This is a genomic window from Corynebacterium spheniscorum, from assembly GCF_900113445.1.
Lineage (GTDB): Bacteria > Actinomycetota > Actinomycetes > Mycobacteriales > Mycobacteriaceae > Corynebacterium > Corynebacterium spheniscorum.
Window position 1 is genome coordinate 55,542 of the sequence record NZ_FOPJ01000013.1, and the last position, 20,583, is coordinate 76,124.

Genomic DNA, 20,583 nt, shown 5'->3' on the forward strand with positions numbered 1-20,583 from the left:
GGTAAAGCGGCATAAGTACCCCTAAGGAAAACTATCCACAGGCCATCCTCTAAGCTGTGGATAACTTTCCCACAGGGCACTTGTCCACACCTGTGGATAACTCTGTGGAATACCAGGTGGTGCCGGCTTCTATGCTGTGCACATCCCCGTGAATAACAATTCCCCAAAGGTTATCGCGGCACCGAAGTATCCCACCTGGGAAAAGCTTCATGTGCTGTGAAAGATGCACACCCCATGGACACACCTTGTCCACAGGGGCGTGCTGGAAACTTTCATGCCAAGCACAATGTCGACCGAAGCCAAAAACGCGAGCAGACATGTGTGGGTGTCTACTCACAAATTTTCTTGCCGAGGTCGACATAGCCGCGTGTGTATGTGCTTAAGCGCGGCTTGGGGCCGAGCCTTGATCAAGGTGCGGCAAGTAGGGCATAGGGGCGAAAAATTTTCGCCGCTGAGTCTGGTTGCATCGCTGGCTAGCAACCAAACGCAGCGCTTCCGCCACCTATCCGCGTCATTTTTTGGCGCGCCTACCTTGCTGTTTACCCAGCGATCACCCGCATAGGGCTCGGATAATTGTGGGACTCTTCGGGGTCCCCACATATATCGCGAAAGTTGTCACCCATAACCACTACAGACGAGGAAGCTGTGTCGGATAACGCCCTAACTCTCCACACCGTGTGGCCTGAGATCATTGCTGAACTCATCGAACGCGGTGATGGTAGTGACCCAGAGATTCCGACGTTAACTGCCCGCCAAATCGCTTTCCTTCGGCTGACCACCCCGGTGCTCGAAATGCGCGGCTATGTGGTGCTCACCGTCCCCAATCACCTGATCAAACACATCGTTGAACATGACTTCGGGGAAATCCTCGGTAGCATGCTCTCCCAGCGCTTCGACCGCCCCTGCACCCTCGCAGTCAGCGTCCAACCGCAGGACGAACGCGCACAAGCCGAAGGCATCGCCGCCGCAGACATTCCCGAAACCCCGATCGCAGAATCACACATCACCGCGGTCCCCACCCCGGCGGAAGACACCCCACAAACCAGCAGCACTACCCGCAGTAACCCTTTCTTCCCCAGCCACAACCCCAGCGGCACTTTGTTCAGCGGCCCGCAGGAAGAATCCGCTGCCCCTCGGGTTGCCGCGGTCAACGACCCGGCACCAGCAGCCGCCCCCGAACCCGCAGAAGCACAAACCCAAGCTCCGCAACCTGAAGACCCAGATGAGCGCCTCACCAAGGCCTTCCCTTCAGAACCCACGCAGGTCACCGCCGCAGAAGTCCTCGCCCAGCAAACCGCTCAAGAAACCGCGCAGGAAGCACAGCCCACCGGGGCCACTCACACTACTGACCCGCTGGCCCAGACCTATGCGTCCACCCAGCAGCCACAACCTAATTCCCATAATCCGCAGCGCCTCCCCCGCGAAGTCCCGGCCCATAACCCGGATTCAGAAACCTCGCTTAACGAGAAATACACCTTCGATTCCTTCGTTATTGGCAGCTCTAATCGCTTCGCCAATGGCGCTGCCGTCGCAGTCGCCGAACGCCCAGCTCAGGCCTATAATCCGCTATTCATTTGGGGTGGTTCGGGCTTAGGTAAAACCCACCTTCTGCACGCCGCGGGGCATTATGCCAAGGTGCTGCAGCCCAACCTGCGCATCAAATATGTCTCCAGCGAGGAGTTCACCAACGACTACATCAACTCGGTACGCGATGACCGTCAAGAATCCTTCAAGCGCCGTTATCGCCAGCTCGATATTTTGATGGTCGATGACATCCAATTCCTCGAAGGTAAAGAAGGCACCCAGGAAGAGTTCTTCCACACCTTCAACGCCCTCCACCAGGCCAATAAGCAGATCATTCTTAGCTCCGATCGGCCCCCGAAACAGCTGATCACCCTGGAAGATCGTCTCCGCACCCGGTTTGAGGGCGGTTTGATTACCGATATCCAGCCACCGGATTTGGAAACCCGCATCGCCATTTTGATGAAGAAGGCACAGGCCGATGGCATGGAGGTCAGCCGCGATATTTTGGAACTCATCGCCACCCGCTTTGAGTCCTCCATCCGCGAGCTCGAGGGCGCCCTGATCCGCCTTTTCGCCTATTCCTCGTTGATTAAAGAACCCATCGACATGAATATGGCCGAGGCTGCACTGCGCGATATCCTCCCCGACACCGACGATATCGAGATCACCGCCCAAACAATCATGGAGGTGGCCTGCGAATACTTCGATATTTCCATGGGTACTCTCCGCGGTAATGGAAAAACTCGCGCCGTCGCGCACGCCCGCCAGCTGGCGATGTATCTGTGCCGCGAACTCACCGAGCTATCGCTGCCAAAAATTGGCGACCATTTCGGCGGCAAGGACCACACCACCGTCATGTATGCCGAGCGCAAGATCCGCAAGGAAATGACCGAAAATCACGAAACCTACAACGAGATCCAGGAGCTCACGCACCGCATTAAAAACTACGGTCGCCTCTAACAAGCACTGAGCTTTCCCCGAGAGCCGCTGGCTGAACTTTTCAGTCACGCGGCTCTTCTGCTTTTCCCCAAGCTTTGCCACACCACCTGCATTTTCTAGGCGCGAGTAGCAAGGCTTAGGCATCTATCCACACTCATCCACAGAGTTATCCACAGCTGTGTAATTACGAACTTGTAATTCGGAGAGATCTCTCACATAAGCTACTTCGCCACCGCGCACCATCAGCCTGTGGATAACTCCCAAAAAGCTGTGGAACAACCCCTGACCTGCGGTGGAAGGAATGTGGACTACTCCAGCCACCCTCGAGTTATCCACAGAAAATGAAAGTTATCCACAAGTTCTACACAAGCTTGATCACAACCCGACTCGCCGCCACGAGCTTGTCATTTAGGCACTCATCCACAGATTGCACAGGACCTACTGCTGTTACCAGTTCTTTAATCAATTTCTAACTAGAAGAAAGAGGGCCTGGGGAGAACTTCGAGATCCAGCTTCGCGAATCACAAGAATCACGCCCGGATCGGGGGAGAAGGAAATTCTCCTGCCGCGGCGATGCCAGGTAGGTTGATGTTGTAATTCCTTCACCACCACTTAGCTACCCAACAGTTGTTGAGTGCAGGGGATTGTGCATAAGTGCTCAACAAGCGCTGAAATCCCACAACCCTGCACTAGGGGCACTTCCCCTCAGCAGCGGTGGTGAAGCACAATGTTGATGGAACTAGCAATCGCCTCATATGGGGTCACCACGGCATAACGGACAGGGAGAAGCACAGAAATGGAATCTCAGGAATCAACCACTGCATCTTTTCGGGTAGCCAAAGATGATCTAGCCGAGGCAGTCAGCTGGGTTGCTCGCAGCCTGCCTACTAAAGGCACCCAACCTGTGCTCACTGCAGTTCTGCTTACTGCTGATGACCAGGGTTTAGAGATCGCCGGCTTTGATTATGAAACCTCTAACCGCATGCGCATCTCCGCGGAAATCAATGAAAATGGTTCCCTTGCGGTATCTGGCCGCCTACTCAAAAACATCACCAGCGTGCTTCCCAATAAGCCGGTGGATGTGCAAGTGGAATCAGGTTCCTTAGTCATTGCCTGTGGTGCTTCACGTTTTGAAATTCCACTTATTCCCACCGATGATTACCCGCAGCTACCCAAACTCCCAGAACTCACCGGACGTATCGACCCAGCGCTCTTTTCTTCCGCTGTTACCCAGGTAGCTGCCGCCGCTGGCCGCGATGATGCCCTGCCCATGCTTACTGGTGTGTGCATGGAAATTAAGGGCAAGGAAGTCACCCTTGCTGCTACGGACCGTTTCCGCTTAGCGCTGCGCAAATTCGAGTGGGAGTGCAGCGATGAGTCCACCACCGCACGTTTGTTGATCCCGGCTAAGACCCTCTTGGAAAACGCCAAGAGCCTCGATAGCAGCATCAATGATCCCGTCGATGTGCACATCGGTGCCGGCGAAGAAGTCGGCAAAGACGGGCTTTTTGGTGTTCACACCGAAGACCGCGAAACCACCACCCGCATGCTGGACGCGGAATTCCCCAATATCAATCCGCTGCTGCCGAAGAGCCACACCTCCATGGCCATCATCAACATTGCCAGCCTCCAAGAAGCCCTACGGCGCGTGTCCTTGTTGGCAGAAAATGGTGCGCAGATCCGCATGGAGTTCTCCGAAGGCCAAGTGATCCTGGCAGCTAGCAGCTCCAAGGAAGGCCACGCCGAAGAAACCCTGCCGTGCGTGTACTCCGGTAATGAGGACTTACTCATCGCCTTTAACCCCGGCTACCTCAAGGATGGTTTGGGTGTAATCCGCGGCGATAATGTGGTCTTCGGTTTCAACGAGCCTTCCCGCCCCGCCATTTTGATTCCGGAACCAGAGCAGATGCCGGAGCAAAATAATGAGGGTGTCTTTGATAGCCCGCAGACTGATTTCACCTATCTGCTGATGCCGGTGCGCCTGCCGGGCTAAAGCTCAAAGAATCTCAAAAGGAGGGGGAGCGGCGTCCGTAAAAAATTTTTTACGGGCGCTGTGCTTGTCGCAGTTTTAAGGGAAGGTCAGGAACTCATGTATATCCAGCATTTGGATCTACGCGACTTTCGTTCCTGGCCGGAACTTAAAATCACGCTCAGCCCCGGGGTCACCGTTTTTGTGGGCCGCAATGGTTATGGGAAAACCAATATTGTCGAAGCCGTCGGCTACCTCGCGCACCTCTCCAGCCACCGCGTAAGCACCGATGCACCCATGGTGCGCTCTGGCATGAAAGATGCTCGGGTGTCTGCCACGGTGGTCAACCATGGTCGGGAATTAACCGCGCATCTTTTGCTTAAACCACATGCCGCGAACCTCGCGCAGCTTAACCGCACCCGCCTACAATCCCCACGCGAACTCCTTGGGGTTTTGCGTACCGTGCTTTTTGCTCCGGAGGATCTCGCCTTGGTACGCGGCGAACCTGCGGAACGCCGCCGCTATGTGGATGACATTATGTGCATCCGTCACCCGCGCCTAGCTGGGGTGCGGGCGGATTATGAGAAGGTATTGCGCCAACGCAATGCGCTGCTAAAAACCGCGGGCCGTGCGCTGCGCAGCGGCTATGAGTCCGCTGATGGTGCGGCAGCCTTGAGCACCTTGGATGTGTGGGACCAACAGCTTTCTCACCTGGGTGCCCAATTGATTGCGGCGCGCATTGCGCTCTTAGGGGAATTAGCACCAGCAATCCATGCGGCATACGCGGCCATTGCCCCGGAATCGCGCACCGCAAGTGTGGAATATCAATCCAAGGTGGATCTTTGCGCCCTGGGGGTTGCTGAGGAGGAAACCCTCATGAATACCCCCAGCGCGGAAGCCGCCAGCCCGGACGTTATTGAAGCGTTGATGCTCAGTGAACTGGGGGCATTAAGAAATAAAGAGATTGATCGCGGAGTATCGCTTGCCGGACCGCACCGCGACGATATTGTGCTTCGCCTGGGCCAGGATCCGGCGAAGGGGTTTGCCTCGCATGGTGAAACCTGGAGCTTTGCGCTTTCTTTAAGGCTCGCGGAGTTTGAGTTATTAAAGCGTGATGCCGGCAGCGATCCGGTGTTGATCTTGGATGATGTCTTCGCTGAACTTGATGCCAAGCGCCGCGAAAAACTAGTGCACTTAGCGGCCGGCGCAGAGCAGGTGCTCATTACTGCTGCGGTGGATGAGGATTTACCGGGGAATTTGGGGGAAAAAGTGGTGCATCGCTTTGTGGTTGGCGTGGAAGACCAAGACGGCCAGCGGATCTCCCGGATTGAAGAACAGGAGAGCGAGCAATGAGCGATGATCCCATTGCGCAGGCTTTCCAGCAGATCCGGGAGGAAGCTAAGAAGAGGGTGGGCCCGAAGAAACTTCCACCGTTAGCGAAGCGCGTGGCTAAACCGCAGAAGAAAAGCAACACACCGCGCCGGGTTGGGCGCCCAACCGGCCCGGATGGGCGGGCCTTGCCGGCACCTTCACGATTGAGTTCCTTAGGCGCGATTTTGGATGTGGAGTTCCAGAAGCGCGGCTGGGATCGTGACCTAGCCCAAGGGTGGGTGCATGCGCATTGGGATGAGTTGGTGGGCGAGAAAATCGCCGCGCATACGCATATCGAGATGATTAAGGAAACGACTGTTTTTATTTCCTGTGATTCCACCGCGTGGGCGACCAACCTGCGGATGATGCAGCGGCAGATTCTTTCCACCATCGCTTCCAAGGTGGGGCCCAATATTATTACTGAGCTAAAAATTTTTGGGCCGCGCCCGCCGAGTTGGCGCAAAGGTCCGCTGCATGTGAAAGGCCGTGGGCCGCGGGATACCTATGGTTAATCTCTGGGCAATCTCGGGCCGGGGGAACTTTCACCTTCGTCTGCCGTGGGCCTGTGCCAGACCTTAAGCTGGTGTGCCCAACCGGGGTGCGGCGGGTCTCGGGGGAAGCAAAAATTTTGGGGCTTGCGGGAGGTGAATTCCTTAAATCGGGGTCTGAAGGGGTGCCACACGCGATGAGTGTGCGGCCCGGGGGGTGGGTAAGCAGTGTAGAATGAAACGGTCTGTGACTAATTTCAATGCGAGGAGTACCGGTTTCTGTGGCTAACGCTGAACACCATTACGACGCCTCATCTATTACCATCCTGGAAGGCTTGGAGGCGGTGCGCAAGCGCCCCGGCATGTACATCGGTTCTACCGGTGCCCGTGGCCTGCACCACCTGGTCTGGGAGGTAGTGGATAACTCCGTCGATGAGGCGATGGCGGGTTACGCCACCCGGGTCGACGTGACCCTTCTAAAAGATGGTGGGGTGGAAGTCGTCGACGATGGACGCGGTATCCCTGTCGAAATGCACCCCTCCGGGGCGCCCACCGTGCAGGTCGTCATGACGCAGCTGCACGCCGGCGGCAAATTCGACTCCGAATCCTATGCGGTTTCCGGTGGTCTGCACGGCGTGGGTATTTCCGTGGTCAACGCGCTTTCTACCCGAGTGGAAGCGGATATTAAACGCGAAGGCAAGCACTGGTACCAAAACTTCAACAATGCGCTGCCTGAGGAACTCGAAGAAGGCGGCAATGCGCGTGGCACCGGCACCACCATCCGTTTTTGGCCGGACCCCGAGATTTTTGAAACCGTCGACTTCAACTACGAGACGATTGCGCGCCGCCTCCAAGAAATGGCCTTCCTGAATAAGGGCCTGACCATTTCTTTGACGGATAAGCGCGTAACCGAAGAAGAGCTCGAATTAGAAGCGCTCGCCGAAGAAGGCGAAACCGCTGAGCTAGTAGATGCCGCGGAAACCTCGGATGAGGAGCACCCGGACACCAGTGCCGGGGAAGCCCCGAAGGCGCCGAAGAAGAAGGAAAAGAAGAAGGTCTTCCACTACCCGAATGGGTTGGAAGATTATGTCCGCCACCTCAATCGCGCCAAGACGGAGATCCACCCCTCGATTATTGGGTTTGAAGCCAAGGGCGAAAACCACGAGGTGGAGATCGCCATGCAGTGGAACTCTGGCTTCAAGGAGTCCGTGCATACCTTTGCCAACACCATCAACACCATTGAAGGTGGTACGCATGAGGAAGGTTTCCGTTCCGCGCTGACCAGCTTGATGAATCGCTATGCCCGCGACCATAAGCTGCTCAAAGAAAAGGATGCGAAACTTACCGGCGAGGATTGCCGTGAAGGTTTAGCGGCCGTTATTTCCGTGCGCGTGGCTGACCCGCAATTCGAAGGTCAGACGAAGACGAAGCTGGGTAATACCGAGGTTCGTTCCTTTGTGCACCGCATGGCACATGAGCACATTGGGCACTGGCTAGAAGCCAACCCCGCTGAAGCTAAAGCCATTGTGAATAAGGCGGTATCTTCCGCACATGCCCGTATGGCTGCGCGTAAGGCCCGTGACCTGGTGCGACGCAAGTCTGCCACGGATCTAGGTGGTCTGCCCGGCAAGCTGGCGGATTGCCGCTCCAAGGATCCGGTGCAAGCCGAGCTCTACATTGTGGAGGGTGACTCCGCCGGTGGTTCCGCTAAGGGCGGGCGCGATTCCATGACGCAGGCTATTTTGCCGCTGCGCGGCAAGATCCTCAATGTGGAGAAGTCGCGTTTGGATCGCGTGCTGAAGAATAACGAAGTCCAGGCGATTATTACCGCCCTGGGCACCGGCATTCATGATGAATTCGATATCTCCAAGTTGCGCTATCACAAGGTTGTGTTGATGGCCGATGCCGATGTCGATGGCCAGCACATCGCCACCCTGCTTCTCACCTTGCTCTTCCGCTTCATGCCAGCGCTGATTGAAGAAGGCCACGTGTATTTGGCGCAGCCGCCGCTATATAAGTTGAAGTGGGCGAAGGGCGAACCGGGCTTCGCTTATTCCGATGCGCAACGCGATGAGCTGCTCGAAGAGGGCCTGGCCGCGGGCCGCAAGATCAACAAGGATGATGGCATCCAGCGCTATAAGGGCTTGGGTGAAATGAATGCCGCGGAGCTGTGGGAGACCACCTTGGACCCCAGCACCCGCCTGCTGCGCCGCGTGGATATCCACGATGCTCAGCGCGCCGATGAGCTCTTCTCCATCCTCATGGGTGATGATGTGGCCGCCCGGCGCAGCTTCATTACCCGCAAGGCCAAGGACGTCCGCTTCCTGGATGTCTAGGGTCTAGCACGCCCGGAAAACAGAAATGCCTCCCTTCGGGGAGGCATTTTTCTCAGGTTCGTTGAGAGGCGCTGTGGGTGCTAGGCGCTCTGCATATGCTTCTCAATCACGCGGCCCATCTCCGGCAGCGCCTCTTCAATCAGCCCCGCGGCCTTCCCGCGCACCGTTTGGTACACCTTCGCTAGGGCCTGATTATCGATCTTATCGGCACTACGATCCGCCAGAGCCACCAATTGCTCGGCGATCTCATGGGAATGCTCAGCCAAGAAATCCCCAAAGTTCGCAGCACCTTCTTGTTCCCGATACTTCTGCCAATGTGGCTGCAAATCCTCGAGCAATTCCGGCTGCACACGATTGATGACCTTCTCCAAAATATTGGAGTCAACCTTCTTCGCGGCACCCAAAGCACCCTTAATAGCCATGCCCTTCAACCCGGACTGATCCGCGGCAGTCTGATTCGTCAAAGCACACAGGTCAGTGGTCAAAGCTTCGCGGCGTTGCGGGTCTTCGCACATAGCGGTCAAATTAGTCATGCGAGCCATTCTAACCCGCACACCTCCGAAACCCTCGTTAAATAAGAAATCTTTTACCCCTGCTGTAGTCGCTGAGCTTCCCCCGAGATCGGCTTCCCACCGCGGGCGCGCAGCCTACCAATACCCGGCAGGGGGCTGGGGATTAGGCATCACGAGAAAAGAAAAAAGACCCAGAGTTTGCGCGAAGCAAACCCCAGATCTCTTTTATGCGCTTAGAGCTTAAAAGCTGCGGCGGCGGCCGGCGATGAGCATGGCGCCGAGGGCGGCGAAGAGCACGCCGCCTGCGAGGGTGGCCAGTACGGTTTCGGTACCGGTGTTGGCGAGCTTGCCCTTTTGGGTAGCGGTGGGCTGGGTGGTGCCTTCAGCAGGCTTGGCAGCCTTGGGGTCGATGCCCTTCTGCGGGCCAGCCGGAGCCGGGGCCGGAGCAGCGGGATCGGCCGGTGCGGCGGGGGCGCCGGTGGAGGAACCTGCGGAGCCGGAGCCTAGGGCAGCCAGGATGGCGGCGGCAGCAGCGCCGATGCCGAGGGCGGCGAGGATGGAGTTTTCTTCACCGGGGACTTTGAAGAGCAGGCAGTCACGATCAGCTTCGGTCACGATGGAAACAACGGTGCCGGGCTTTGCATCTTCCGGAGCGTAGATGGTGATCTCGTTGTTAACGCCGGACCAGGTCCAGGCTTCCATGCCCGGATCGAAGGTGGTGCCATCTTTATAAGCGGAGGGGCCGAAGTGCGGGTTGTCGGCATCGGTCAGATCATCGATGGTGCCGGTAGCTTGATCGCCGGGTTGAACCTCGATGAGCTGGCAGGTCTTGGTGTCAACGACCTTTTCTTCTTCTTCGGCTTCTTCAGCTGGGCCGTAGTCAGCGCTGACCTTCACGATGGCTTCGCCGCCATTGGAAAGGAGCAGCTTGTAGGTGCCTTCCTGGACACCAGTCAGCTCGGTGCTTTCCTTCTTGATGGCGACATTCTTGCCATCGGCGGTGGGCTCGAGAATGAGCTTGGCGGTGTTCTCGCCAACATTTTCCACGCCGGTGATGGTGATGGCGCCGGGCAGAACCAGGCCGGGGATGCCTTCGATCATGGCCTGATCAGCGGTCAGGGTAGCGGTGTACGGATCTTCGGCGCTGCCATCAGCGGCGAGGATGATCGGCGCGGTAGGAGCCGGTGCGGCAACGGCGTTGGGAACGAAAGCTGCGGAGCCAGCCAGCGCGAGGCTGACGACAGCTGCAGTGATACGACGCGACATGAAGGATCTCTTTCTCTGTTGTGACTAGAGCGAGTGAAGGAACATCAGAGATGTAACCGACAGCCAAAAGCTTTCTTCACCCACCGTTATGGGATCGTGATTGATCTCCCTCAGCACCGTAAGACATCCTTTTAGGGCTCGCAATACCGTTGCAGCGCGTATTTACTAAAAATTATGGGAGCCAGGACACACTAACTGTTTTAGGCGAAAATGTTTTATGCTTGAGCAGCAGCATTGTCTTGTTTAACCAGAACAGTTCACTCAAGTAACATCAGCAACATTTTTTGGCGCCAGACCGCCGATTAGCCTAATTCGGGGGTAAATACTAAGCAGGCGCCTGTGAAAAATACACCTCTGTTATTCGGGGTTGAGGATGAGCAGTTTTTGCCCGATCGGTTTATCCCTAGAAAAAGCACAAACCCCTTGCGGGGTGCGCAAGGGGCTCGAGCGAAATTACTAAGACGCTGCGGCTAGAAGCTGCGGCGGCGGCCGGCGATGAGCATGGCGCCGAGGGCGGCGAAGAGCACGCCGCCTGCGAGGGTGGCCAGTACGGTTTCGGTACCGGTGTTGGCGAGCTTGCCCTTTTGGGTAGCGGTGGGCTGGGTGGTGCCTTCAGCGGCGGGCTTGGCAGCCTTGGGGTCGATGCCCTTCTGCGGGCCAGCCGGAGCCGGGGCCGGAGCAGCGGGATCGGCCGGTGCGGCGGGGGCGCCGGTGGAGGAACCTGCGGAGCCGGAGCCTAGGGCAGCCAGGATGGCGGCGGCAGCAGCGCCGATGCCGAGGGCGGCGAGGATGGAGTTTTCTTCACCGGGGACCTTGAAGAGCAGGCAGTCACGATCAGCTTCGGTGACAACCGAGATCACGTCACCGGGCAGAGCCTCTGCAGGTGCGGTGACCGTGATTGTCTTATCTTCAGCCTTCAGCTCCCAGCCTTCAGCCGTGGGATCGAAGTTGGTGCCATCCTTGCGAGCAGCCGGACCGAACTGCGGGGTATCGGCGGCAGTCAGGTCCGCAAGTTCACCGCTAGCGGTCCCACCGGGGGCAATGTCGATGGGATCACCGCAGGTGGGGACCTTCTTGGGCTGCTCGGTGTGATCAGCGTAGATGGCCAGGTTGATCACGTCACCGTTGGTGAGGGTGATGGTCCACAGCGAGGTGGTCTTGGTGTCCTTCAGCTCCGGATCATCGGAGAGGTAGACGGTGATGTTCTTGCCATCCGGGTTGATGTCGACGCGATGCTTGCCGTTGTTCTCGACCGGGGTCAGAGCGTTGATGGTGACGTCTTCCGGCATTTCCAGGGTCGGCGCGCCAGCCTGGGGGTTGTCGGTGTCAACGCTGACAGCGATGGCATCCTCGGGGACGGTAACTTCCTGGGCCAGGATGACCGGGGCGTTGGTCGGGGCGGCCACAGCGTTGGGCACGAAAGCAGCAGAGCCAGCCAACGCAAGGCTGACGACAGCTGCAGAAATACGACGCGACATGAAGGATCTCTTTCTCTGAAGTGGATAAAGCGAGTGAAGGTACATCGGGGATGTGACCAGCAGCGATGAAGTTTCATTCACCCACCGTTATTCGATCGTGATTGATCTTCCTCAGCACGGTAAGCGATCTCGCTAACAGCTGCAATGGGTTGGTAACCGATATTTACTAAAAATTCACGAACTGGGGGATCAACGATTGTTTTGGACAAAAATGTTTTATGTTTGAACAGCGGCGTTGTCGAATTTAGTCACAGAAGTGCACTCAAGTAACATCAGAAGCATTGTTTTGGAGCGGTACTAGAAAATAACCTAATTCGGGGGTGAATTGCGTGCATTTTGTTCACAAACATAAGGGGGCATGTTTCAGAAATGAGGGTGATAGCGGCTATTTTTCGGATATTCGCCTTAACTAACCACAGTGGTGCGGCATACCGTTGTTCTGTGAACCCGAGCCCTTGTCGCTAGCCCTGGGGACACCGATCTCGGGGAAAGCGAAATTAGTGCAGCTCAGACTCGTTGAGTTCCAACAACACGCGAGCACAGAGTTCCGCGAAGCCCTCGTTGCCGGCAGACAGCGGCGCGAGTTTTTTTAGGCACTGGGAAAAGGAATGCGCGGCGGCGCAGGGATTGGAGTGGAGGTTGACGCCGTGGATATGGGCATTAATAACAGCGCAGGCTGCCACCAGCGCGGAATAATCCTGTACCTGGGCGTGCGTGTGGGCGCACCAGTGGTCAGCGATCTTTAAAAGCTGTTCGGGACTCAGCGGCTGGATCCAGGTGGAGGTTTCCGGGGTGCTCATCGGCGGGGACCTTGGCTTAGCCGTTTGTGCATGGCGAGGTATTCCGGGAGGTAATCAGCGGCGAGACGTTCGACGTGAGCGTCGTGGACAGCGCGGGCGGCGGCGGAAAGGATGGATCGCACGACTGCTTCGTGTTTGCTTAAGCCTTGGGCTTGGGCGAGTAATTCCAGTGCGCGGTCGACCTCTGGGGATAATCTGAGCGTCATTGCCATAACCTAAGTGATACCAGAGTGATACCGCGTAGGCGTGGGGGAGGCGCTTATAACGCCGCTGGGGGCCTTTTAAGGGTAGAATTGCCGGCGGACTGCGACCTGAAGAGGTCGCTAAGTATTCAGCCTCAGCGATGAGCTATCAGAAAAGGTAAGCATGAGCGACTCCCAAGGCGGCGAGACTCTCTTCGACCGCATCATCCCCATCGACATCAACGAGGAGATGCAAACCAGCTACATCGACTACGCCATGTCGGTGATTGTTGGCCGTGCCCTCCCGGAGGTGCGCGATGGTATGAAACCCGTGCACCGACGCATTCTTTATGCGATGTTCGACTCCGGTTATCGCCCCGAGCGCAGCTATGTGAAGTCTTCGCGCCCGGTGGCGGACACCATGGGTCAATTCCACCCGCACGGCGATAGCGCCATTTATGACACCCTGGTGCGCCTCGCGCAGCCCTGGAATATGCGGTATCCCTTGGTGGATGGCCAAGGTAACTTCGGTTCCCGCGGTAATGATGGCCCCGCCGCCATGCGTTATACCGAGTGCAAACTCACGCCGCTGGCCATGGAAATTGTTCGCGATATTCGCGAAAATACCGTGGACTTCCAGCCCAACTACGATGGCAAAACCCAAGAACCCACCGTTTTGCCTTCGCGTGTGCCGAACCTGCTGATGAATGGTTCCGGCGGTATTGCCGTGGGTATGGCCACCAATATTCCGCCGCATAACCTCAATGAATTAGCGGATGCGATTTATTGGCTGCTGGCTAACCCCGAGGCGGATGAGAAGTCTGCCCTGGAAGCCTGCATGAAATATGTGAAGGGCCCGGATTTCCCCACTGCTGGGCTGATTGTTGGTGACTCGGGCATTAAGGATGCCTACACCACTGGTCGTGGCTCTATCCGTATGCGCGGCGTGACCTCTATTGAAGAGGTGGGTAATCGCCAGATCATTGTGATTACCGAGCTGCCCTACCAGGTGAACCCCGATAACCTGATCGCCAATATTGCGGAGCAGGTGAATTCCGGCAAGCTTACCGGTATTGCGAAGATTGAAGATGAATCTTCGGACCGCGTGGGTATGCGCATTGTGGTGACCTTGAAGCGCGATGCGGTGCCGCGTGTGGTGCTCAATAACTTGTATAAGCACTCGCAGCTGCAAACCAACTTCGGCGTGAACATGCTGTCCATCGTGGATGGTGTGCCGCGCACCCTGCGCCTGGACCAGATGCTGCGCTACTACGTGGCGCACCAGGTTGATGTGATTGTGCGCCGCACCCAATTCCGCCTGGATGAAGCCGAACGCCGCGCTCACGTGCTGCGTGGCTTGGTGAAAGCCCTGGACATGCTGGATGAGGTTATTGCCTTAATCCGGCGTTCACCCACCGTTGATGACGCCCGCGTTGGCTTGATCGAGCTGCTGGATATTGATGAGATTCAAGCCGATGCCATTTTGGCGATGCAGCTGCGCCGCCTGGCTGCCCTGGAACGCCAGAAGATCATTGATGAATTAGCTGAGCTAGAAAAGCGCATCGCTGATCTGAAGGACATCCTGGCGCGCCCGGAACGTCAGCGCGAGATCATCCGCAAGGAACTTGAGGAGATCGTCGATAAATTCGGCGATGAGCGCCGCTCGCAGATTATTGCAGCCACCGGTGAGGTCACTGAAGAAGACCTCATTGCCCGGGAAAATGTGGTGGTGACCATTACCTCCACCGGCTATGCCAAGCGCACCAAGGTGGATGCCTACCGTTCCCAAAAGCGTGGTGGCAAGGGTGTGCGTGGTGCGGAGTTGAAGCAAGACGATGTGGTGCGCCACTTCTTCGTTTCCTCCACCCACGACTGGATCCTCTTCTTCACGAACTTTGGTCGCGTCTATCGCCTCAAGGCCTATGAGCTACCGGAAGCTTCGCGTACCGCACGTGGCCAACACGTAGCCAACCTGCTGGAATTCCAGCCGGAAGAACGCATTGCGCAGGTCATCCAAATCCAGTCTTATGAGGATGCGCCTTACCTGGTACTGGCCACTGCGCATGGCCGCGTGAAGAAGTCGCGTCTACTGGATTATGAATCCAACCGCTCGGGCGGCTTGATTGCCATCAAGCTCAATGAGGGCGATAGCCTCATTGGTGCCGCACTATGCGCCGCTGATGATGACCTGCTGTTGGTCTCTGAAGAAGGCCAGTCCATCCGCTTTACCGCTGATGATGAGCAACTTCGCCCGATGGGTCGCGCTACTGCGGGTGTGCGTGGCATGCGCTTCCGCGGCGATGATCAATTGCTTTCTATGTGCGTGGTGCGCGATGGTGCCTTCCTGTTGGTGGCTACCTCTGGTGGCTATGGCAAGCGCACCTTAATGGAGGAATACTCCGCACAGGGCCGCGGTGGTTTGGGTGTGGTGACCTTCAAGTACACCCCCAAGCGCGGCAAGCTGATTGGTGCCATTGCGGTGGATGACGATGATGAGATCTTCGCCATGACCTCTGCTGGTGGTGTGATCCGCACCGAAGTCAACCAAATCCGACCCAGCTCGCGTGCCACCATGGGCGTGCGCCTGGTGAACTTGGAAGATGGTGTGGAGCTGCTGGCCATCGACAAGAATGTGGAAGGCGAGGGCGAAGAAACCGCTGAAGCTGTGGCCAAGGGTGAGGTCGAAGGACCGGCCGATGCCACCGCAGTTGACGCGGATGGCGTCCCGCAGGACGATAGTGAACAAGCATCTGTTGAGGGTGCCGAAGACACTGCTGACGCCAGCACCGATGAGGAGAAGTAAATGGCAACCCGACAGGTCTCCGTCGTAAGGATCTCCCCAATGTCCGCCTTCCGCGTGGCATTGGCGATGTCCCTGGTCGCCCTCGTGGCCTGGATTATTACCGTCGCTTTGCTCTACTACGGTCTGCAAACCGCCGGGATCTGGGACAAATTAAATTCCGTGGTCGCCGGTGTCGGTGGAGACCAAGTAGTCGGATTCGGCATGGTCATGGCTGTTGCCAGCCTGGTGGGTGCGATTGCCGCCATCCTCATGACCATCCTGGCACCGCTGGCAGCGGTGATCTATAACGCCATCGTGGATCTCTTCGGAGGTATTCGCCTGACGCTGCACGAACGTCGCAGCTAAAGCGCTGGCCGCTTGGGTGCGGTTGTGTGGCTTGATGGCTGCGTGGCCTTGTGGCTTGGTGGCCTGATGGCCTTGCCCCGTCTTATCCTCTGCTTTGTTGCAGGGGGTAGGGCGGGGTTTCCGCGTGTTTGTGGGGATGTGTTTGTGGGGTGCGTGCTATGTGTTTGGGGTGCGTGGTTTAGCTGGAGGAGGCGCGGCCAAGGACCCGCCCACGGTATTCTCGGGGAGATTCATGGAACTCAGCGCGGAAGGCCTTGGACACATAGGAAGGATCATGCAGCCCATAACGCTGGCTAATGCTTTGCACAGTGTCCTGCGCATAACGCGGATCAGCTAAATCCTGGTGAATGTGCAGCAAACGTTGTTGGCGAATATAAGCCGCCACTGTTAAACCATGATCGGAAAACAGCGAGTGCACATAGCGAACCGAAACAAATAAATGATTCGCCAGGGTAGTGGGGGTGAGGTCGGGATCATGCAGGTGCTGGGCAATATGGTCCACCGCGCGTTGGAAAAGCAGGGTGCTGGGGGCCGGCCCACCGCGTTGTGAACTCACCTGCTCATGCAGGACCGTGACCACCATATCCAGGGCACTGCGTACCAACGCATGTGCATGTGGGCCAGCTAGCAACTCAATGTTCTTGGTGAGTTCTTCAAATAATGGGATGGCGACGCGCCCTAAACCATGGTCTCTTGAAATTGGCACTGCGGTGATCTCCGCTAGCTGCGCGGGGCTTAAGTGCAAATAACTCTCAGGAAAGAGCATGACCAAACTGTGTTGGGCCCCCGGATAATCAATCTCATAGGGCCGGTGAGCCACATATAACGCCAAGTCACCGGGCTGTAGACAACAAGAACGCGAATCTTGGGTCAACAGCGTGTGCCCGTCGATCTGCAAACTGAGTTTGCATAGTGCTGTGGCAGGCACACCGGGAGGCATGGGCACACCGGGAGGCATGGTCGCGCCGGGAGTTGTGTTGAGGGTCGTTCTTCTGCGGACGTGGTGGGCATCTGTGTGCATGGCGAAAAGTTCCACATCCCCTAAGCGCGCATAGTCCGCGCTGGCGTGGAAATTGGGCTCGGTGGAAGTGATCTCCAGGCCGGGGAAACTCTTGGAGATCCAGCTACGCCATTGCGTTAAATCCGCCGATATATCCGCCACCCTGGCCATCATATAGCCAACCTGTGTGTCCTGCCCCACATTTAATGACAAAAGTCGTGCATTCCAGGCCAAGTTTTTTAGCGAGTGCCGCGGGAGGATGGAGCAAACGCAGCACGAATACCTGGAGGAATGATGTCGCAGTCTTTATTGGAAAAAATTAGTGCCACTCAACCCGGTGGGGGAGGGGAGAGCACGCCTATTTATGATCCGGCCACTGCGGAGCTCATCGCTTATGCACCTCAACACAGCACCGATGATCTGGAAGAAGTACTCCGCCGTGCCGTCGAGGCACAGCCTGGATGGGCGGCGTGTGGCCATGATGAACGCTCCCGCGTTCTGCACCGTGCTGCTGATGCCATTGATGCTCATGCCGAGGAACTCGCAGTGTTACTTTCCCGCGAACAAGGCAAACCACTTAATGGCCCCAACGCGCGGTTTGAGGTTGGCGCGTGTGCCGCCTGGTTGCGCGCTAATGCTGATTTTCCTACCCCCGGGGAAGTACTGGTTGATGATGGCGAAACCTACGCCGAAATGCACTATGAGCCTCTAGGAGTGGTGGCAGCGATTGGCCCGTGGAACTGGCCCATGATGATTAGCGTGTGGCAGCTAGCCGCAGCTTTGCGCATGGGCAACACGGTGGTGCTGAAGCCTTCTGAGTACACACCCTTAAGCGTGCTGGCTCTGGTTGAGGTGCTCAACACCGAAATCCCGGAGGGTGTGCTCGGAATTGTGTGTGGTGATGGGCAGCTCGGTAAAGCCCTCAGCGAGCATCCCGCAGTCAATAAGATCATGTTCACGGGCTCCATCGACACGGGCCGAAGCATTATGGCCGCGGCTGCGCAGCACCTTAATCCCATCACCCTTGAACTAGGCGGCAATGACCCTGGCATCATCCTTGATGATGTGGATCCGGTGGCGATTGCTGAGGGACTATTTTGGGGAGCATTCATCAATACTGGCCAAACCTGTGCGGCTTTGAAGCGGCTGTATGTGCCGGATGAACTCTATGAGGCAGTGTGTGAGTCACTGGTAGATGTCGCTTCACAGATGCCCATGGGTAACGGCCTTGATGAAGCTAATGTGCTTGGCCCGCTGCAAAATAAAGCCCAGTTTGAGGTCGTAAAAAATTTGGTCGACCAAGCCCGGGATGCCGGGGCGAAGATCTTGTTGGGCGGCAACCCAGAGGATTCTCAACCCGGGTTCTTCTATCCCACCACCTTGGTGGCAGATATTGATCCCCATGCACGCTTGGTGGTGGAAGAACAATTCGGCCCAGCGCTCCCGATTGTGCGCTACCACGACCTAGAACAGGCCATCACCTGGGCCAACGAACTGGAAACCGGACTTGGGGCATCTGTGTGGTCAGCGGATCCGGAACGAGCCCGGGAGGTGGCTTCCCGCATTCAAGCCGGCACGGTGTGGATTAATGCTCATGGTGCCGTGGATCCCCGGATTCCTTTCGGGGGTATCAAGAGCTCTGGAATGGGCATGGAGTTTGGGATTGAAGGGTTAAAGAATGTGGCGGCCCCGAAGGTGGTTAATGGCTGAGGCTGGGTCTTAGGTGCGTGCCCCCATTAGACGCTGATTAACTCCTTTTCGTGAAGATTGAAGCAGCGGGTTTGGCGAAGCTAAAGAAGGAGAGGGCCCGGATCTTAGTTCCTGGCTAGTAACCCCCTATTTTCGGTTGCATTCACCACGCGGAGTGGTCCTGAATCAACGATGAGTTAATCTCAATAGCGACAGAAGTCACAGTTATCCCTCCACTTCGAGTAGCAGTGAGAGTTGGGTCTATCGCTGGCTCTGCAGTCTTGTGAAAGGTTAAATTATGTTGCACGTTCTGGAAGCCGTGGCTAAATCGGTTTACGCAGGCATCTTGGCTGTTGGTATTAATTTCTCTGCCGGCCTGCTGTACCCGCCTCTTGGAGTTGACACTCCGCTAGAAGCACTTAATCGCTTCGTCGCGTGGTTCACCTGGGCTCGACCGCAGGCCCTGGAAGCTCGGTAAAAAGATTGAAAACCCCGATAGGTGATGATGCCTGTCGGGGCTTTAGTCGTTTGGGAAGGCCCAGTGGTGGGTTAAAGGACAAAATGTGTGGCTGGCCCCGGCGTGTGTTTTAGGTTCCTACCCAGCCTTGTTGGATTCCCATGGAGTGCTGGTATTCGCTGTCGATGGCGGTGTCGTATGCTGCAGGTGCGCCGTCATCTTTGGTGGCGTTTTGGTGGGTGATCAATTCTTGCGCCCTGCTAAGTGCGGATTGACCCCATTGTTGACTCCGGGCGATCTGTATTGGGTCGTCCGGAGCTTGCGTTTTGAGGTATAGCCACCGGTCGATGACTGTGCGTTGGTGTGGTGTGCTGAGTCCTCTGTGTGCTCTGAATAGGTGCTTAAAAATAACGGTTGCGCTGGGGATTTGCCCTAACATAGGTATGTGGGTAAAGTTCCTATTCGTTCCAGGGCCTATAGCTCAGTCGGTTAGAGCGCATCGCTGATAACGATGAGGTCGCAAGTTCGATTCTTGCTAGGCCCACCACGGACTTGGGGCATTAGCTCAATTGGTAGAGCATCTGCTTTGCAAGCAGAAGGTCAGGAGTTCGATTCTCCTATGCTCCACTTGGTAAACCCATATCTAAAGGTCACACCCATAAAGTGAGACCCCGTATGTTGTCTCGTGCAATATATGTGCAATGAAGATTGGGAAACCATGCGGATTAAAGAATTCCCGCGCGCGCGTGTGATTCCTCGGAAAATAACCCCGAACGGGGTGAGGAAGCACCGCGCCTTTTCCATCTCATAAGCCATCATGAAGCAGGGTTAATGGACAAAAAGTGGGGTTAAAGGACAAAATGTGTGTTTTTCCCCGGCGTGTCGCCGGGGTGATGGCGTGTGTTTTAGCTTCCTACCCAGCCTTGTTGGATTCCCATTGAGTGCTGGTATTCGCTGTCGATGGCGGTGTCGTATGCTGCAGGTACGCCGTCATCATTGGTGGCGTTTTGGTGGGTGATCAATTCTTGCGCCGTGGTAAGTGCGGATTGACGGCTCTTCGGATTCTGGCGGGGTGTCATGCATAAAAAGGGGTGAAGGTGGTTCATGCTTAGAGTGTGAGCAATAAACAAAAAACAACCTTCACCACCTGCGAGCCTACCGCGATTCTTCGGTATTTGGTTAGTTTGAAAGACATCAACGTCTTGGCCTACCACCGCACCGGTCCATCTCAGGCAATCGAAATTGAGCAGGCCCTTGATGATCCTCGGTGTGAGCAGTGCGGGGATCGTGCGTATATCAAAGACCGCCCGAAGGTGCGTTATATCGACCTACCGGTATTCGGCCGGCCCATGTCATTGCTGTGGCGTAAACACCGGTTGTACTGCCCGAACCCTGACTGCCAGGTAACCACTTGGACTAACCAG

16 protein-coding genes, 2 tRNA genes and 2 pseudogenes are annotated in these 20,583 nt (G+C 56.5%); 12 read left to right on the forward strand and 8 right to left on the reverse strand.

Annotation, left to right across the window (positions count from 1 at the left end; translation table 11 throughout):
- Positions 1-792 precede the first annotated feature (792 nt).
- From dnaA to gyrB, 5 genes are all read left to right on the forward strand, one after another.
- Positions 793-2,484: a chromosomal replication initiator protein DnaA gene (gene dnaA / locus BMZ01_RS09180; RefSeq protein ID WP_425304784.1), complete on the forward strand. Its 1,692-nt coding sequence runs from the start codon at positions 793-795 to the stop codon at positions 2,482-2,484.
- A 775-nt stretch (positions 2,485-3,259) separates the two neighbouring features.
- Positions 3,260-4,456: a DNA polymerase III subunit beta gene (dnaN, locus tag BMZ01_RS09185; RefSeq protein ID WP_092286680.1), complete on the forward strand. Its 1,197-nt coding sequence runs from the start codon at positions 3,260-3,262 to the stop codon at positions 4,454-4,456.
- A gap of 96 nt (positions 4,457-4,552) precedes the next feature.
- A complete protein-coding gene (gene recF / locus BMZ01_RS09190) occupies positions 4,553-5,785 on the forward strand; it encodes a DNA replication/repair protein RecF (protein WP_092286682.1) in 1,233 nt (410 codons plus the stop codon).
- Entirely contained in the window at positions 5,782-6,315 is a 534-nt protein-coding gene (locus tag BMZ01_RS09195; RefSeq protein WP_092286684.1) for a DciA family protein, read from the forward strand. The genes recF and BMZ01_RS09195 overlap by 4 nt, the downstream gene beginning before the upstream one ends.
- A gap of 257 nt (positions 6,316-6,572) precedes the next feature.
- Entirely contained in the window at positions 6,573-8,627 is a 2,055-nt protein-coding gene (gyrB, locus tag BMZ01_RS09200; protein ID WP_092286686.1) for a DNA topoisomerase (ATP-hydrolyzing) subunit B, read from the forward strand.
- Positions 8,628-8,707: 80 nt separating this feature from the next.
- On the opposite strand, the gene BMZ01_RS09205 is transcribed toward gyrB, so the two are convergent.
- The 5 genes from BMZ01_RS09205 to BMZ01_RS09225 all read right to left on the reverse strand — a co-directional run bounded on the left by BMZ01_RS09205 (position 8,708) and on the right by BMZ01_RS09225 (position 12,895).
- Positions 8,708-9,160, reverse strand: a complete 453-nt coding sequence (locus tag BMZ01_RS09205) for a DUF6918 family protein (protein ID WP_143067486.1) — start codon at positions 9,158-9,160, stop codon at positions 8,708-8,710.
- Between the two features lie 219 nt (positions 9,161-9,379).
- Positions 9,380-10,405 (reverse strand): LPXTG cell wall anchor domain-containing protein, encoded by a 1,026-nt coding sequence (locus tag BMZ01_RS09210; RefSeq protein ID WP_092286690.1) that lies wholly within the window; start codon positions 10,403-10,405, stop codon positions 9,380-9,382.
- A gap of 470 nt (positions 10,406-10,875) precedes the next feature.
- Positions 10,876-11,883: an LPXTG cell wall anchor domain-containing protein gene (locus BMZ01_RS09215; protein ID WP_092286692.1), complete on the reverse strand. Its 1,008-nt coding sequence runs from the start codon at positions 11,881-11,883 to the stop codon at positions 10,876-10,878.
- A 497-nt stretch (positions 11,884-12,380) separates the two neighbouring features.
- Positions 12,381-12,683 carry a hypothetical protein gene (locus tag BMZ01_RS09220; RefSeq protein WP_092286694.1) on the reverse strand — a complete coding sequence of 101 codons (303 nt, stop codon included), beginning with the start codon at positions 12,681-12,683 and terminating at the stop codon, positions 12,381-12,383.
- Complete coding sequence (locus tag BMZ01_RS09225; protein WP_092286696.1) at positions 12,680-12,895, reverse strand: CopG family transcriptional regulator; 216 nt, start codon at positions 12,893-12,895, stop codon at positions 12,680-12,682. Before BMZ01_RS09225 ends, BMZ01_RS09220 begins: the two co-directional genes overlap by 4 nt.
- Before the next feature lie 154 nt (positions 12,896-13,049).
- Between BMZ01_RS09225 and gyrA the strand changes: the two genes are divergently transcribed.
- Together gyrA and BMZ01_RS09235 are read left to right on the forward strand one after the other, a co-directional pair.
- Positions 13,050-15,668 carry a DNA gyrase subunit A gene (gene gyrA, locus BMZ01_RS09230; protein WP_092286698.1) on the forward strand — a complete coding sequence of 873 codons (2,619 nt, stop codon included), beginning with the start codon at positions 13,050-13,052 and terminating at the stop codon, positions 15,666-15,668.
- Complete coding sequence (locus BMZ01_RS09235; RefSeq protein ID WP_092286700.1) at positions 15,669-16,013, forward strand: DUF3566 domain-containing protein; 345 nt, start codon at positions 15,669-15,671, stop codon at positions 16,011-16,013. It begins immediately after the preceding gene.
- Between the two features lie 178 nt (positions 16,014-16,191).
- On the opposite strand, the gene BMZ01_RS09240 is transcribed toward BMZ01_RS09235, so the two are convergent.
- Entirely contained in the window at positions 16,192-17,175 is a 984-nt protein-coding gene (locus tag BMZ01_RS09240; RefSeq protein WP_223845939.1) for an AraC-like ligand-binding domain-containing protein, read from the reverse strand.
- 132 nt (positions 17,176-17,307) lie between these two features.
- Here BMZ01_RS09240 and BMZ01_RS09245 point away from each other — a divergent pair, with 132 nt between their 5' ends.
- Both BMZ01_RS09245 and BMZ01_RS09250 read left to right on the forward strand, forming a co-directional pair.
- Positions 17,308-18,723 carry an aldehyde dehydrogenase family protein gene (locus BMZ01_RS09245; RefSeq protein ID WP_218140948.1) on the forward strand — a complete coding sequence of 472 codons (1,416 nt, stop codon included), beginning with the start codon at positions 17,308-17,310 and terminating at the stop codon, positions 18,721-18,723.
- A 277-nt stretch (positions 18,724-19,000) separates the two neighbouring features.
- Positions 19,001-19,180: a hypothetical protein gene (locus BMZ01_RS09250; RefSeq protein WP_092286703.1), complete on the forward strand. Its 180-nt coding sequence runs from the start codon at positions 19,001-19,003 to the stop codon at positions 19,178-19,180.
- Positions 19,181-19,289: 109 nt separating this feature from the next.
- On the opposite strand, the pseudogene BMZ01_RS11415 reads toward BMZ01_RS09250, so the two are convergent.
- Positions 19,290-19,562: pseudogene (locus tag BMZ01_RS11415) on the reverse strand (IS256 family transposase); the annotation flags it as partial.
- 67 nt (positions 19,563-19,629) lie between these two features.
- Between BMZ01_RS11415 and BMZ01_RS09260 the strand changes: the two are divergent.
- Positions 19,630-19,706, forward strand: a tRNA-Ile gene (locus tag BMZ01_RS09260).
- A gap of 7 nt (positions 19,707-19,713) precedes the next feature.
- Positions 19,714-19,786 (forward strand) — tRNA-Ala (locus tag BMZ01_RS09265).
- Positions 19,787-20,064: 278 nt separating this feature from the next.
- Here BMZ01_RS09265 and BMZ01_RS09270 read toward each other — a convergent pair.
- A pseudogene (locus BMZ01_RS09270) lies at positions 20,065-20,208 on the reverse strand (IS256 family transposase); the annotation flags it as partial.
- A gap of 66 nt (positions 20,209-20,274) precedes the next feature.
- Between BMZ01_RS09270 and BMZ01_RS09275 the strand changes: the two are divergent.
- Positions 20,275-20,583, forward strand: a 309-nt coding sequence (locus BMZ01_RS09275; protein WP_143067487.1) for a transposase family protein, incomplete at its 3' end; no start/stop codon positions are given.